The sequence below is a fragment of the Arthrobacter oryzae genome (genome assembly GCF_030812315.1).
In the GTDB taxonomy this organism is placed as follows: Bacteria; Actinomycetota; Actinomycetes; order Actinomycetales; family Micrococcaceae; genus Arthrobacter; species Arthrobacter oryzae_B.
Genome location: NZ_JAUSSM010000002.1, coordinates 463,427 through 478,750 on the forward strand (window position 1 = coordinate 463,427; position 15,324 = coordinate 478,750).

Here is a 15,324-nt window from a genome sequence, read left to right on the forward strand (position 1 = left end):
CTAGAGGACATCCACTCCGTCAAGCCTGAGCTGCACTGGATCATCGCTGCGCCTGGCCGCTGCGGCTGCCTTGACGGCCCTCATCACGCGGGTGGCTTCGGCCGCCCGGGCATAAGGAATGAACAGCAGGGTCCGGACGTCCTCGCTGCCTTCGCACTGGCCGGCGCGTGCGTCCGACAACAGCAGCGGAGCCGGGCCCGCTGTACGCAGGGTAATGTCCTGCCTTGCCAGCTGCTTTTCAATCGCCTCTGTGAAGTGGCCGACGGCGGTCCGGCCGCCGGTCACGGAGGCTATCCGGACTGCCGGGGGCAAGTGGAGCTCCTGGCGCAGAGCCAGCTCGCGCCGCGCATATCCCCCGGCGTCCCAGCGAAGCAGTGCGCCGACCCCGGCCGTGTCATCGGCGGTGATGACAACAAGGCCGCCCTCACGGGCAGGCTTTACCAGCGCCGCGGCGTTGAACCAGCGGCGGACGGCGTCCTCGCCCGCGCGGAGGTTTTCGCGGCGCAGCAACGAATCCCCGTCCAGCAGCAGTGCGGCCGCATAGCCGCCGGCTGCCACAGGCTCGGCCCCCACGGTGGCCACGACCAAGGCTTTGGTGTCCGGGACAGCGGCCTTGACGTGGTCCCCGGACGAGGTGATGACAGGCTTGCCGGGGAACGCCCGGCCCAGTTCCTCCGCGGTCCGCAGCACGCCTGTGGCGGACCGGCGCAGCCGCGGGCTGGTGCAGTGGCTGCAGCGCCAGGCCGGCGCGGGAGCGGAGCACCAGCGGCATTGGGGCACGGCTGAACTGCCGGCGGCGCCAGCCACTGCAAGCGGTCCGCTGCAGGCCGTGCAGCGCGCGGGTTCCCGGCACGAGTCGCAGACCAGTGACGGCACGTAACCGGAACGGGCCACCTGGACCAGGACAGGGCCGCGCTCCAACCCTTCCTTGGCGGCACGCCAGGCCGCGCCAGGCAGCCGGGCGATCCGGGCAAGGGGGTCGCGTTCCTGTTCAAAGCTGTCCGCCGTGTTCAGGACACGGGGCACCGTCCGGCGGACCTCCGGCCGGTCGGCCTCAACGGCCCTGGCCCAGCCGGCGTCCACCAGCCTTTGCAGTTCAGTGCTGCGCGTATGTGCTGCCATGAGGCAGGCAGCACGTTCCTGTTCCGCCCGCAGGAGGAGGATCTCCCGGGTGTGCGCATAGGGCGACCGCTGCTCGATGTGGAGGTCGTCGCCGTCGTCCCAGCACACCACAAGGCCCAGGTTGTGCACGGGGGCATACGCTGCCGAGCGGGTGCCCACGGCAACCCCGGCGCTGCCGGCGAGGACCCGAAGGTAGCTGCGGTAGCGGGCGGTCGGGCCGTCGTCGGCGGTGAGCCGGGCAATGTCCTCCCGTGGCAGCAGGGCGGCCAAGGCCTCCTCCACCCGATCCAGGTCGCGGTAATCCGGCACCACCACCACTGCTCCGCGGCCCGAGGCGCGGACGGCCGCCACGGCTTCGGCCAGGAGTGCGGGCCAGCCGGCGGGGCCGAAGCCCTGGAGTGCGCTCAGGACCGCACGCGGCGACTCGCCGGCCCAAAGATGTTCAAGGAACGCCACACCGTTGACATAGCGGGACCACGGCCCTGCGGCGGGAACGCGGGCCCAAGCCTGTTCCCGCTCCTCCGCTGCGACTTCCCCTGCGAGGCCTGCTTCGGCAGCAGGCTTGCCGGAGGAGAGTGTGCCTTCAGCCGCCAGTTCCTTTTCCAGCTTGGCGACCCGAGGCGGAATGGCCACACGCAGCACGTCACTCAGCGTTCCGGCGTACCGGGCGGCGACTTTGCCTGCGAGTCCGGCCAGTTCCGGCGTGAGCACCTGAACTGGAGACACCACTTTGTGGAGCGGCACGAGGGTGTGCCCCGCATCGGATTCAACCAGCCGGTCCAGGATGAAGCCGCTGAGATCCTGGCCGTTGAACTTGACCTTGACGCGGACGCCGGGCTGCGCGACCACATCAAGCGACGCCGGCACACTGTAGTCGAACGGCCTGTCCAGATGGGGCAGCGACGACTCGATGAGCACCCGGGCAACAGGCAGCAAAGGTGCGAGAGCGGGTCCGCCGGGAGCCTGCGCACGGCCCGCCGGGAACCCCTGGAGCAGTGAAAGCTGGAGCGGTTCTTCGGTGCCGGATCCGTCGCCGGGAAAGGAAGCCATGGGACCAACCTCCATTCAGCGTGCCAGTTGTCGTGCCAGCGGTTCGGGAACAGCAGATATAAGCGCTGGACCTAACCGTCATCAGCCGGAAAGCACTGTAGCAGGGCCGCCCGGATAGGGACCCTGCTACAGCCAAACACACAGCACCGACAATTATTCCGGCGGCCTATGCCTGCGCCGCATACTGCGGCCGGCCGGTGGTTCTCAAGCGTTGAAGAAGGCCTTGAGCTCGTCCACGCGATCCAGCCGTTCCCAGGTGAAGTCGGGATCGTCGCGGCCGAAGTGGCCGTGCGCCGCGGTTTTCGCGTAGATGGGCCGCTTGAGGTCCAGCGCGTCGATGATGGCACGGGGACGCAGGTCGAAGATCTCGGCAATCGCCTGGCTGATGCGCTCGGGATCGACGGTTTCCGTGCCAAAGGTCTCCACGTACGTGCCCACGGGCCGTGCCTGGCCGATGGCGTAGGCGATCTGGATCTCGGCCCGCTTGGCGAGTCCCGCGGCAACCACGTTCTTGGCCACCCAGCGCATCGCGTAAGCCGCTGAGCGGTCAACCTTTGACGGGTCCTTGCCGGAGAACGCACCGCCACCATGGCGGGCCATGCCGCCGTAGGTGTCTACGATGATCTTGCGGCCGGTCAGTCCGGCGTCGCCAACGGGGCCGCCGATCACGAATGCACCGGCAGGGTTGAGGATATTGCGCGTCCGGGAGATGTCCAGGTTGGCTGCCGCCAGCACGGGATCGATCACGTGCGTCGCGAGGTCAGCGCGCAACTGCTCGAGGCTGGCGCCTTCTGCGTGCTGGCTGGAGATCACGACGGTTTCGACGGAAACCGGCCGGTCGCGGTCGTAGCCGATCGTGGCCTGGGTCTTGCCGTCCGGGCGGAGGTACGGAAGTTCGCCGTTCTTGCGAACTTCGGTGAGCCGTTCCGAGAGGCGGTGCGCAATCCAGATAGGGACGGGCATGTAGGACGGCGTCTCGTCGCTGGCGTAGCCGAACATGAGGCCCTGGTCGCCTGCTCCCTGGAGGTCATAGTCGTCTTCCTGGCGGCCTTCGCGGGCCTCCAGTGAATTGAAGACGCCGCCGGCGATGTCGTTGGACTGCTGGCCGATGGATACGGAGACGCCGCAGCGGGCGCCGTCGAAACCGTTGGCCGAGGAGTCGTAGCCGATCCCAAGGATGGTCTCGCGCACGATCTGCGGGATCTCCACGTACGCGTCGGTGGTGACTTCGCCCGCTACATGCACGAGTCCGGTGGTGGCCAGGGTTTCGACGGCAACGCGGGACTCGGGGTCCTTCGCCAGCAGGGCATCCAGGATCGCATCGCTGATCTGGTCGCAGATCTTGTCGGGATGTCCTTCAGTCACGGACTCCGACGTGAAAAGACGAAGGGACGGCGGTGTAGCGCCGTGGGATGCGGGAATGTGCAGCGGTAAAGTCACTCAACTACCTTACTGGTTGGGATTCGGTCAGGCCTCGGCATGTGTCCCCCTGCTAAGCAGGCCTTGCACACGCCGGTCTCTCAGGCTCTGGAAGCCAGTGTCGCGAAAAATCAGGATCGTGGAAACACGCGGCTCAGCTCAGAGCTGATGCGGTCAATGACGGCGGCCGCAACATCGTCCTTCGAACCGGATGCCGCCTGTGGTTCGGAGCCGGAACGGGAAAGGATGACTACGGAGTTGTGGTCCTGTCCAAACACCAGGCCCTCGCCCACGTGGTTGACCACCAGCAGGTCGCAGCCCTTCCGACGCAGCTTGGCCTCGGCGTAGGCGAGCACATCGCCGTGGGCATCGCCGGTTTCGGCCGCAAACCCCACGATCAGCTGCCCCGGCCTGTTTGCTGACCGAACCTCCACGAGCTCCTGCAGGATGTCCGGGTTGCGCAGCAGGCTGATGACAGGATCGGCCGTGTCTTCCCGCTTCTTGATCTTGGTGTCCGAAACCTCGGCAGGCCGGAAGTCCGCCACGGCGGCGGCCATGACCACGACGTCGGAGTCGGCTGCCGCGCGCAGCGCAGCTTCCCGAAGCTGCACCGCTGTTTCCACCCGGACCACCTCGACGCCGGCGGGGACGGGTACTTCCATGTGGGCGGCGATCAGCCTGACGCTGGCGCCCGCGTTGCGGGCGGCCACTGCCAGTGCAACGCCCTGCTTCCCCGAGGACCGGTTGCCGAGGAACCGGACCGGGTCCAGGGGTTCACGCGTGCCGCCCGCGCTGATGGTGACGGTGCGTCCGGCCAGCGGCAGCTGCGCGGGAACCCCGCCGTCCTGCATGAGGGCAAGGGCGGCTTCGAAAATGGCCTCCGGCTCGGGCAGCCGGCCGGGACCTGAGTCGGAACCGGTGAGCCGCCCGCTGGCGGGTTCGAGCACCGTCACACCGCGGTTGCGCAACGTCTCCACATTGGCCTGGGTCGCGGCGTGCAGCCACATCTCGGTGTGCATGGCAGGTGCCATGAGCACCGGGCCGCTGGCCATCAGGAGGGTGTTGGTCAGGAGGTCGTCGGCGTGGCCGCCGGCGGCCCGTGCCAGGAGATCCGCCGTGGCCGGAGCCACAACGATGAGGTCCGCCTCATGCCCCAGGCGTACATGGTTGACGGAGGGAACGTCGTCAAAGACGCTGTTGCTGACCGGGTTTCCGGACAGGGCTTCCCAGGTCGCGACTCCGACGAAGCGGTTGGCCGCGTCTGTGGGGATCACCGTGACGTTATGGCCGGCTTCAGTAAAAAGCCGGAGGAGCGATGCCACCTTGTAGGCGGCAATCCCTCCCCCGACTCCGAGGACTATGCGCACGTGACCTCCGTCAACAGGCAGTCTGTAGTCTGATGAGATCTAGGCTGAAGAGTTTTACTCTGCAGGTTCGATCGGCGTGGAAACGAGCTTGCCTTCGTTGATCTCGCGCAGGGCGATGGAAAGCGACTTCTCGTTCAGCTTGGTGTCGACCAGGGGGCCCACGTATTCGAACAGGCCCTCGTGCAGCTGGGCGTAGTATGCGTTGATCTGACGTGCACGCTTGGCACCGAAGATCACCAGGCCGTACTTGGAATCAGCTGCCTTCAGCAGTTCGTCGATCGGCGGGTTGATGATGCCTTCAAGGTTCGTGGACACGAATTCTCCAAATTCTAGCGGGCCGATCCGACCCAGCTGCTAATGCGGGTGCGGGGTCAGCCCCATGAGTGAAACAAGCTCGTCCGCTGCGCGTCGAACGTCATCATTGATGACGGTGTGATCGAACTCCGGCTCAGCGGCAAGTTCTAGTTTAGCGGTTTCCAGTCTCTGCTGCTGTTCCTCGGCCGTTTCGGTGCCGCGGCCCACCAGGCGACGGACCATTTCCTCCCATGTGGGAGGGGCGAGGAAGACGAACTGCGCCTCCGGAACGGCCTGCTTGACCTGCCGCGCGCCCTGCAGATCGATCTCCAGCAGCACTGAGCGGCCATCGGCAATGGCGGCGTCCACGGTGCTGCGGAGCGTGCCGTAACGGTTGCGGCCATGGACCACGGCCCACTCCAGCAGCTCCCCGCCGGCCACGAGTGCGTCGAATTCCTCGGCAGACTTGAAGAAGTAGTGCACGCCGTCCTGCTCCCCCGGGCGCGGTTCACGCGTGGTGGCGGAAACGGAAAGCCAGACCTCGGGGTAGTTGTCCCGGATGTAGGTGGACACGGTGCCTTTGCCAACAGCCGTCGGGCCGGCGAGGACTGTCAGTCCCGGTTTCTTGCTCACATATTCCTTTGGGCGGTATTCGGATGGACCTGTTTCTCGTTCATAAAATCTACCAGCGCCCGGCGCTGGTGAATGCCGAGCCCCCGCAGCCTGCGGGACGCGGCAATGCCCAGCTCGTCCATGATGGCCGCCGCCCGCACACGGCCGATCCCGGGCAGGGCCTCGAGCATCTCGGAAACCTTCATGCGCGCCAGGGCGGAATCGCCGTCGCCGGAAGTGATGAGGTCAGCCACGGAGAGCATTCCCGACTTCAGCTGTTCCTTGGCTTCAGCCCGGGCAGCCCGTGCGGCCGCAGCCTTGCCCAGGGCGTCCGCGCGTTCCTGCTCCGTCAAGGGCCGTAAGCTCACTTCCGTCACCCCCGAATCGTCAGTCTGATCCAAGGCATCGGCCGTTGGAGTCCTCCTGAACCTACCCTTTGCCCGGCGCAGAAATCAATGCCGCAGAAATCAATGGATCAGCTGGTCAGCAGCGGTTCCAGGGTTCGCAGGGCAGCCTCGCGAAGCCCGCCAACAGCGGGACCCGCCGAGAGGATGTCCCTGCTCGAGGTGCCAAGAACCTGCGCGTAGGCGGCGCCGAACGTTGCCCGCAGATCCGCCGCGGTGGCGCCCTGTGCACCGAGCCCGGGTGCGAGGATGATCCCCCGCACCGCCTCCAGGTCCAGCTGCAGGTCCTGCAGTGCTCCGCCCACGGTGGCGCCAACCACCAGGCCGACTGAGCCGAAGGTTCCGGCGTACCGGCGGTTCTCCGCAGCTGCCGCGTCGGTGATCCGGCGCGCCACGGAATCCGCGCCGCCCACGTGCTGGACGGAGGCGCCTTCCGGGTTGGACGTCAGGGCCAGGACGAACACACCGCGGCCGTACTCCGCTGCAAGGTCCAGCGCGGGGCGCAGGGATTCGAAGCCAAGGTACGGGCTCAAGGTCACCGAATCCGCGGCTAACGAGGAGCCGTCCCGGAGCCAAGCGTCGGCATAGGCGGCCATGGTGGAGCCGATGTCCCCGCGCTTGGCGTCCGCGATGGTCAGCACGCCGGCATCGGCGGCGGCTGCGAGGGTGCGTTCCAGCACCGCCATTCCCGCCGAGCCGTGCCGTTCGTACAGGGCCACCTGCGGCTTCACCGCGGCAGCGAGCGAACCCACTGCCTCCACAACGGTGAGCGAGAAGCGCTCAAGGCCAGCGGCGTCGTCGTTCAGTCCCCAGGCCTTCAGGAGCCCGGGGTGGGGATCGATCCCGACGCACAGCGGACCGCGGTCCGCCATGGCCTGGCCGAGCCGGGAGCCGAAGGACTCCCGGCCGGCCGTTGCTGCTGCGGACTCAGGCATTCTGTGCTGCCGTGGTGACTGCTGCTTCCTGGGCGACCCTGTTTTGCGAGGCCACCAGCGCAGCGGCGTGCTCCTGCAGGCTGGTCACGGACCATTCGTAGGTGCGCAGCGCCTCGATGGCCTGGACCGCGGCGTTGAACTCGGCCACCGTGGTAATGCACGGGATGCCGATGGAGGTTGCCGCGGCACGCAGTTCGTAACCGTCGATGCGGGCTTCGCCGCCGGACGGCGTGTTGAAGACCATGTCGATCTCGCCGGCGATTATGAGGTCGGCGATGGTGCCTTCACCTTCGGCGCTGCTGCCCTCGGCGACCTTCCGGACCGGGGTGGCCTGGATGCCGTTGCGGCGCAGGACGTCGGCGGTGCCGCCGGTGGAGACGATCTCGAAGCCGAGGTCGGAGAGTCGCTTCACACCCATGATGACCGAGCGCTTGTCCCGGTTGGCCACGGAAACGAAGATCTTCCCTTCGGTGGGCAGCGCGTTGTTGGCGGCCGCCTGGCTCTTGGCGAAGGCCGTGTCGAAGTGCTTGTCGATTCCCATGACCTCGCCGGTGGAGCGCATTTCCGGGCCGAGGAGGGAGTCCACAACCTTGCCCTCCGGCGTGCGGAAGCGGCTGAACGGCAGCACGGCTTCCTTGACCGACACTGGGGCGTCGAACGGCAGGGTGGAGCCGTCACCGGTTTCCGGCAGCATCTTGTAGGCGCTGCGGAGCTGGTTGATGGTCACGCCGGTGCCGATCAGCGCAGCAGCCTTGGCCATCTGGACGCCCGTGGCCTTGGAGACGAAGGGCACGGTGCGGGAGGCCCGCGGGTTGGCTTCGAGGACGTACAGGACGTCGGAGGCCAGGGCGAATTGGATGTTGATGAGGCCGCGGACGCCCACGCCCTCGGCGATTGCCAGGGTAGCGGTCCGTACGCGCTCGATCACGTTGTTGCCCAAGGTGATCGGGGGCAGCACACACGCGGAGTCGCCGGAGTGGATGCCGGCCTCCTCGATGTGCTCCATGATGCCGCCGAGGTACATTTCGGTGCCGTCGTAGAGGGCGTCGACGTCGATCTCGACGGCGTCCTCCAGGAACCGGTCGATCAGCACCGGGTGTTCCGTGGTGATTTCAGTCGCATTGGCGATGTAGCGGGAGAGGTTGGGCTCGTCGTAGACGATCTCCATGCCGCGTCCGCCCAGCACGTAGGATGGCCGCACCAGTACCGGGTACCCGATTTCGTCGGCGATCTTCTTGGCGTCCTCGAAGGACACGGCAGTGCCGTTCTTGGGTGAAATCAGCCCGGCCTCGTCCAGGACGCGGGAAAACGCGCCGCGGTGTTCGGCGAGGTCGATGGCTTCCGGCGACGTGCCGAGGATCGGCACGCCGGCGTCGGCCAGCTGCTGAGCGAGCTTGAGCGGGGTCTGGCCGCCGAGCTGGACGAACACGCCCATGACGCCGCCGGTTCGTTCCTCGGCCGCGATGACTTCGAGGACGTCCTCAAGGGTCAGCGGTTCGAAGTAGAGGCGCGTGGATACGTCGTAGTCGGTGGAGACGGTTTCCGGGTTGCAGTTGACCATGACGGTCTCGTAGCCGGCCTTGCGGAGGGCCATCGAGGCGTGGACACAGGAGTAGTCGAACTCGATGCCCTGGCCGATGCGGTTCGGGCCGGAGCCCAGGATGATGACGGACGGCTTCGCGTGCAGCGCCACCTCGTCCTCCTCGTCATAGGACGAGTAGTGGTACGGGGTGTAGGCGGCGAATTCCGCGGCGCAGGTGTCCACGGTCTTGTAGACCGGACGGATGCCCAGGGCCTGGCGGACGCCGCGGACCACGGCTTCCTGGTTGTTGGTGAGCGCGCCGATCTGCTCGTCGGAGAAGCCGTGGCGCTTGGCGCGCTGCAGCATCTCCTGGGTCAGGGCGGTGGACTTGCGGATCTCCTGGGAGATCTCGTTGAGCAGCTGGAGCTGGTCCAGGTACCACGGGTCGATCTTGGTGGCCTCGAAAAGCTGCTCCACCGTGGCGCCGCCGAGCAGCGCACGCTGCACCTGGTGCAGGCGTTCGGTGGTCGGCCGCTTGGACTTTTCGATCAGCTCGGCGACTTCCCATTCGGGAACGTGGCTGAAGTCCAGCTGCGAGCCCTTCTGTTCCAGGGAGCGGAGCGCCTTCTGCAGCGCCTCTGTGAAGTTGCGGCCCATGGCCATGGCCTCGCCCACCGACTTCATGGTGGTGGTCAGGGTGGGGTCCGCCGCCGGGAACTTCTCGAAGGCGAAGCGCGGAACCTTGACCACAACGTAGTCCAGGGTCGGCTCGAAGGACGCCGGGGTCTTCTGGGTGATGTCGTTGGGGATCTCGTCCAGGGTGTAGCCCAGCGACAGCTTCGTGGCGATCTTGGCGATGGCGAAGCCGGTGGCCTTGGAGGCCAGCGCCGAGGACCGGGAGACGCGGGGGTTCATTTCAATGACAACGACGCGTCCCGTGTCCGGTTCGACGGCGAACTGGATGTTGCAGCCGCCGGTGTCCACGCCCACTTCGCGGATGACCGCGATGGAGATGTCGCGCAGGCGCTGGTATTCGCGGTCCGTCAGGGTCAGCGCCGGAGCCACCGTGATGGAGTCGCCGGTGTGCACGCCCACTGGGTCGAAGTTCTCGATGGAACAGACAACAACCACGTTGTCGTTCTTGTCCCGCATCATCTCAAGCTCGTATTCCTTCCAGCCGAGGATGCTCTCTTCGAGCAGCACCTCGCTGGTGGGGCTGTACTGCAGGCCCTGGCCCACGATCCGGCGCAGGTCGTCCTCCGTGTAGGCGAGGCCGGAGCCGAGGCCGCCCATGGTGAAGGACGGGCGGACCACCATCGGGTAGCCGAGGTCTTCGGCGGCCTTGATGGCTTCGTCCATGCTGTGGATGATGTGGCTGCGGGCGGACTCAGCCCCGCAGCGCTCGACGACGCCCTTGAACTTCTCGCGGTCCTCGCCGAGTTCGATCGCCGCGATGTTCGCGCCGATCAGTTCCACGTTGTACTTTTCCAGCACGCCGTTCTTGTCCAGCGCGATGGCGGTGTTGAGCGCCGTCTGGCCGCCCAGCGTAGGCAGGATGGCGTCGGGCCGTTCCTTGGCGATGATCTTCTCCACCACCTCGGGGGTGATGGGCTCCACGTAGGTGGCATCGGCGAACTCGGGGTCCGTCATGATGGTGGCCGGGTTGGAGTTGACCAGGATAACGCGCAGGCCTTCCTCCTTGAGGACGCGGAGAGCCTGGGTGCCGGAGTAGTCGAACTCGGCAGCCTGGCCGATCACGATGGGGCCGGAACCGATGACCAGGACGCTCTTAAGGTCAGTTCTCTTGGGCATTACTTCTTGTCCTCAGTCTTGGAATCGGTGGAAGGCTTAGGGGTGGCGGCGGCTGCCTTCTTCGTGTCCGCCATCAGCTCGATGAAGCGGTCAAAAAGGTAGGCGGCGTCGTGCGGTCCGGAGGCGGCTTCCGGGTGGTACTGCACCGAGAAGGCCGGGATATCCAGGCAGGAGAGGCCTTCCACGACGTCGTCGTTAAGGCTGACGTGGCTGACCTCAACACGGCCGTAGCGCTCCTCGGGAGCCTGGGTGGCGCCGTCGAGCGGGGCGTCCACGGCGAAGCCGTGGTTCTGCGAGGTGATTTCCACCTTGCCGGTGCGGCGGTCCATCACGGGCTGGTTGATGCCGCGGTGCCCGTAGCGGAGCTTGTAGGTGCCGAAGCCCAGGGCGCGGCCCAGGATCTGGTTGCCGAAGCAGATGCCGAAGTACGGCAGCTTCTCGTCCAGCACCGAGCGGAGCAGCTTGACCTGGTTGTCGGCCGTGGCGGGGTCGCCCGGACCGTTGGACATAAAGAAGCCGTCCGGGTTGACTGCCTGGACGTCCGCCAGCGTGGCGGTCGCGGGCAGGACGTGGACGCGGATGCCCCGCTCGGCGAAGCGGATGGGGGTCATCCGCTTGATGCCGAGGTCGATCGCGGCGATGCTGAACAACGGCTCGCCGTCCCAGCCCCAGTCCTTGGGTTCCACGATGTATGACTCGTCCACGCTGACTTCCTCGGCGAGGCGGGCGCCTTCCATCGGGGCGCTGGCCAGGACCGTGTCCACCAGTTCCTTATCGGTGGCACGGGCGGCCTCGCCGGAGAAGATCCCGGCGCGCATGGTCTTGTGTTCGCGCAGGTGGCGGGTGATGGCACGGGTGTCAACGCCCTGGATGCCGACGATGCCCTGTTCCACGAGTTCGGAGTCAAGGGACCGTTCCGAACGCCAGTTGGAGGGCCGGCGTGCCGCGTCGCGGACAATGTAGCCGGCCACCCAGATGCGGCGGGACTCGGCGTCGTCGGCGTTCACTCCGGTGTTGCCGATGTGCGGCGCCGTCTGGACCACAAGCTGGCGGGCGTAGGAGGGGTCGGTGATGGTCTCCTGGTAGCCGGTCATGCCGGTGGCGAAGACTGCCTCGCCCAGGGCTGTCCCGGTGGCGCCGTAGCTGCGGCCGCGGAAGATGCGGCCGTCCTCGAGCACCAGCACCGCCGGCGTGGAAATTTCCGTTTCAGGTGCGGTACCTGCGTTTGCTGTCACTTCTGTCTCTGTCACGTTGTTACTTTCCACTATCGGCATCTGCCTGAGGGGCTGCGGAGATCAATTCTTGAAAGGCTTCGAGGAGGACCGGCTTGTCGTCGGCGCGCCGGGACCGGAAACCGGTGTCCAGCTCACGGCTTCCCAGCGTCCAGCTGACCACCAGGAGTCCGCCCTTTTCGACGAATTTCCCGGCCATGCCGCTCTCCTGGCGGACTCCGGTGAGCCTCGCTGCCGGGATGAAAACGGGCGATGCTCCGGAACGTTCGAACAGCACGCCTTCCGGGTGGATGGTGAGCTCGGCGTTGGTGCGGATTCCAAGGCCGTGGACGGCGATGCGGTCCAGCCAGTCGCCGGCTGTGGTGGTGGCAACGTACTGGCCCGCCGCCGTGGCCAGCGGCAGGCTCAGTTCCGCGGGAACGGCCGGCAGCTGTTCGACGTCGGACTGGCGCCGCAGCCGGTTCCGCCAGCCGATGCCGATGAGAACCAGCACGATGGCGATGAGCGGAAGCGTGGTTACCAGCGACAGGAGTTTCGTGTCCATCAGTACCCGCCGGCCGGGGCGGTAGCAGGCGCGTCGGCCGGGGCGGTAGCAGGCGCGTCGGCCGGGTACCGGTACGGGGTGTTGAGGTGTCCGTCGAGGACCGTGGGATGGCCCCTGAAGAAGGTCGCCACGACCCTGCCGGGAAGTTCCCTGCCGGCGAACGGAGAGTTACGGCCCATGGTTGCCATCTTAGAAGGGTCCACGGTCCAGCGCGCAGCCGGGTCCACCAGTGTGACGTTGGCGGGTTCGCCGGCCTCCAGCGGGCGTCCCTGGTCGGCAACGCGGCCGATCACGGCGGGAACGGTGGAGGTGACGCGGGCGAAATCCTCCCAGCCCATCAGGCCGGTTTCGATCATGCTGTCCTGGACGACGGACAGGGCAGTTTCGAGCCCGGTCATGCCCATGGCCGCCTGCGCCCATTCGCATTCCTTGTGTTCGCTGGGGTGCGGGGCGTGGTCCGTTCCGACGACGTCGATGGTGCCGTCGGCCAGGGCGGCACGGAGCGCCTGGACGTCGGAGTCGGTGCGCAGCGGCGGGTTGACCTTGTAGACGGGGTCGTAGCTGCGGACGAGTTCGTCAGTGAGCAGCAGGTGGTGGGGCGTCACTTCGGCGGTGACGTTGATCCCCCGTGCTTTGGCCCAGCGGATGATTTCCACTGATCCTGCCGTGGAGACGTGGCAGACGTGGAGCCTTGAACCGACGTGCTGGGCAAGCAGGACGTCGCGGGCAATGATGCTTTCCTCGGCCACCGCCGGCCAGCCTGTCAGGCCGAGCACAGCCGAGACGTCGCCTTCGTTCATCTGCGCGCCGGCGGTGAGCCGGGGCTCCTGCGCGTGCTGGGCCACGACGCCGTCGAACGCCTTGACGTATTCGAGGGCGCGGCGCATCAGCACGGGATCGTGGACGCAGATGCCGTCATCGGAGAAGACACGGACCTTAGCGCGGGAGTCTGCCATGGCGCCGAGCTCGGCCAGCTGCTCGCCCGCGAGGCCCACGGTCACGGCGCCGACGGGACGGACGTCTACCCAGCCTGCGGCGCGTCCCAGGCTGTGGACCTGTTCCACGACGCCGGCGGTGTCGGCAACGGGGTTGCTGTTAGCCATGGCGTGCACGGCGGTGTAGCCGCCGAGGGCTGCGGCGCGTGTGCCGGTCTCCACGGTTTCGGCGTCTTCCCGTCCGGGTTCGCGGAGGTGCGTGTGGATGTCCACCATGCCGGGAAGTGCCACCAGGCCGGCAGCCTCAATGACGGTGGCGCCGTCCGCTGCAAGGTCCCGGCCCCGTTCGGCGATGACGCCGTCGCGGATCAGGAGGTCTTCGGCTGCGCCGCCGAGGATCGCCGCGCCGCGGATAAGGTAGGCGCCCGTGTTGGCTGCATCCTGTTGTTTGTGTGCCATCAGTGGCGCTCCTTGGTGGAATAGGCGGCGTTGGGGGGTGCGGCTGGTTCGCGGGTGTCCCCGGAGAGCAGCAGGTAAAGTGCGGCCATCCGGACGGACACGCCGTTCCGCACCTGTGCCAGCACGGTTGACCGGGGTGAGTCCGCGGCCGCGGAGGAAATTTCAAGACCGCGGTTCATGGGACCGGGGTGCATGATGATGGTGTCCTTCAGGCCCAGCTTGTCCAGGGCGCGGAGGCGGTTGTCGTCGAAGCCCCAGCGGCGGGAGTATTCGCGCGTTGTGGGGAAGAAGGATGCATTCATCCGTTCGCCCTGGACGCGCAGCATCATAACGGCGTCGACGCCCTTGGCCAGGGTCTCGTCCATGTTGTAGCTGACGCTGCAGGGCCACTGCCCGACGCCGATGGGCAGCAGGGTGGGCGGCGCCACCAGGGTGACCTCCGCCCCGAGGGTGCGGAGCAGCCAGACGTTCGAGCGGGCCACGCGGGAGTGCAGCACGTCGCCGGCGATGGCGACCCGCATGCCCTTCAGGTCCGCCCCGGCGGACGGTGTCCCGTTCAACCGGGCCCAGTGGCGGCGCATGGTGAAAGCATCCAGCAGCGCCTGGGTGGGGTGCTCGTGGGTGCCGTCGCCGGCGTTGATGACGGCGGCGTCGATCCAGTCCGTGGCTGCCAGCCGGTGCGGCGCACCGGAGGCCCAGTGGCGGATGACGACGGCGTCGGCCCCCATGGCGGCCAGCGTTTGGGCCGTGTCCTTGAGGGACTCGCCCTTGGAGACGGAGGATCCCTTGGCGGCGAAGTTGATGACGTCCGCGGACAGCCGCTTGGCTGCCGCTTCAAAGGAGATGCGGGTGCGGGTGGAATCCTCGAAGAACAGGTTCACAACCGTGCGTCCGCGCAGGGCGGGCAGCTTTTTGACTTCCCGGTCTCCCACTGCCGCCATTTCCTCGGCGGTGTCGAGGATGCGGATGGCGTTGCCCAGGCTGAGGTCTTCGGTGGAGAGCAGGTGCTTCATGCGCCTGCCTCAATGACCACTTCGTTGACCGGGGTGCCGTCAACGGAATCGGTCTCTTCAAGCCGGACCCGGACCTTTTCGGAGGAGGAGGTGGGGAGGTTCTTGCCGACGTGGTCGGCGCGGATGGGCAGTTCGCGGTGGCCGCGGTCGATCATGACGGCAAGCCGGACGATGCGCGGGCGGCCGAGGTCCACGATGGCGTCGAGGGCCGCGCGGATGGTCCGGCCGGAGTAGAGGACGTCATCGATCAGGACCACCACCTTGTTGTCGATGCCGGTGCGCGGCAGCTGCGTGGGGTACGGGGGCCGCGTGGGCTGGTGGGAGAGATCGTCCCGGAACATGGTGACGTCCAGCTGGCCGACGATGGCAGCGGCGTCCACGGTGGGATCGGCGGCGGCAATTTTCTTGGCCAGCCGGACTGCCAGCGGGTAGCCGCGGCGCGGAATGCCGAGCAGCACCAGATCCTGGGAACCCTTATTGGCCTCGAGGATCTCATGGGCGATACGAGTGAGTGCACGGTCAATATCCGCAGAGTTGAGCACAACCCTGGCCGGAACCGGTGCTTCTGTGACTGAAGTCAACGCTCGTCTCCCCTTTCCCCGCC

Annotated in this window: 13 protein-coding genes; all 13 read right to left on the reverse strand. The window is 67.0% G+C overall.

Annotated elements, in window-relative coordinates; translation table 11 throughout:
* On the reverse strand, positions 1-2,172 hold the full coding sequence (locus J2S97_RS05605; protein WP_307047336.1) for a primosomal protein N': 2,172 nt from the start codon (positions 2,170-2,172) through the stop codon (positions 1-3).
* 204 nt (positions 2,173-2,376) lie between these two features.
* Positions 2,377-3,612, reverse strand: a complete 1,236-nt coding sequence (gene metK / locus J2S97_RS05610; protein ID WP_307047339.1) for a methionine adenosyltransferase — start codon at positions 3,610-3,612, stop codon at positions 2,377-2,379.
* Positions 3,613-3,722: 110 nt separating this feature from the next.
* Positions 3,723-4,958, reverse strand: a complete 1,236-nt coding sequence (gene coaBC / locus J2S97_RS05615; RefSeq protein WP_307047341.1) for a bifunctional phosphopantothenoylcysteine decarboxylase/phosphopantothenate--cysteine ligase CoaBC — start codon at positions 4,956-4,958, stop codon at positions 3,723-3,725.
* A gap of 54 nt (positions 4,959-5,012) precedes the next feature.
* Positions 5,013-5,273 (reverse strand): DNA-directed RNA polymerase subunit omega, encoded by a 261-nt coding sequence (gene rpoZ, locus J2S97_RS05620; protein WP_011692102.1) that lies wholly within the window; start codon positions 5,271-5,273, stop codon positions 5,013-5,015.
* A gap of 39 nt (positions 5,274-5,312) precedes the next feature.
* Complete coding sequence (gene gmk / locus J2S97_RS05625) at positions 5,313-5,885, reverse strand: guanylate kinase (protein ID WP_307047345.1); 573 nt, start codon at positions 5,883-5,885, stop codon at positions 5,313-5,315.
* Positions 5,882-6,232: an integration host factor, actinobacterial type gene (gene mihF / locus J2S97_RS05630; RefSeq protein WP_307047347.1), complete on the reverse strand. Its 351-nt coding sequence runs from the start codon at positions 6,230-6,232 to the stop codon at positions 5,882-5,884. The genes gmk and mihF overlap by 4 nt, the downstream gene beginning before the upstream one ends.
* Positions 6,233-6,339: 107 nt before the next feature.
* The gene (pyrF, locus tag J2S97_RS05635) at positions 6,340-7,203 is read right to left on the reverse strand and encodes an orotidine-5'-phosphate decarboxylase (protein ID WP_307047349.1); all 864 of its coding nucleotides are present in this window, start codon (positions 7,201-7,203) and stop codon (positions 6,340-6,342) included.
* Positions 7,196-10,537 carry a carbamoyl-phosphate synthase large subunit gene (carB, locus tag J2S97_RS05640; RefSeq protein ID WP_307047351.1) on the reverse strand — a complete coding sequence of 1,114 codons (3,342 nt, stop codon included), beginning with the start codon at positions 10,535-10,537 and terminating at the stop codon, positions 7,196-7,198. The genes pyrF and carB overlap by 8 nt, the downstream gene beginning before the upstream one ends.
* Positions 10,537-11,811, reverse strand: a complete 1,275-nt coding sequence (gene carA, locus J2S97_RS05645; protein WP_307047353.1) for a glutamine-hydrolyzing carbamoyl-phosphate synthase small subunit — start codon at positions 11,809-11,811, stop codon at positions 10,537-10,539. The genes carB and carA overlap by 1 nt, the downstream gene beginning before the upstream one ends.
* Entirely contained in the window at positions 11,792-12,313 is a 522-nt protein-coding gene (locus tag J2S97_RS05650; protein ID WP_307047355.1) for a PH-like domain-containing protein, read from the reverse strand. The genes carA and J2S97_RS05650 overlap by 20 nt, the downstream gene beginning before the upstream one ends.
* Positions 12,313-13,707 (reverse strand): dihydroorotase, encoded by a 1,395-nt coding sequence (locus J2S97_RS05655; RefSeq protein ID WP_307047357.1) that lies wholly within the window; start codon positions 13,705-13,707, stop codon positions 12,313-12,315. Before J2S97_RS05655 ends, J2S97_RS05650 begins: the two co-directional genes overlap by 1 nt.
* Complete coding sequence (locus tag J2S97_RS05660) at positions 13,707-14,720, reverse strand: aspartate carbamoyltransferase catalytic subunit (RefSeq protein WP_307047359.1); 1,014 nt, start codon at positions 14,718-14,720, stop codon at positions 13,707-13,709. The genes J2S97_RS05655 and J2S97_RS05660 overlap by 1 nt, the downstream gene beginning before the upstream one ends.
* A complete protein-coding gene (gene pyrR / locus J2S97_RS05665; RefSeq protein ID WP_028269121.1) occupies positions 14,717-15,301 on the reverse strand; it encodes a bifunctional pyr operon transcriptional regulator/uracil phosphoribosyltransferase PyrR in 585 nt (194 codons plus the stop codon). Before pyrR ends, J2S97_RS05660 begins: the two co-directional genes overlap by 4 nt.
* Between the last annotated feature and the right edge of the window lie 23 nt (positions 15,302-15,324).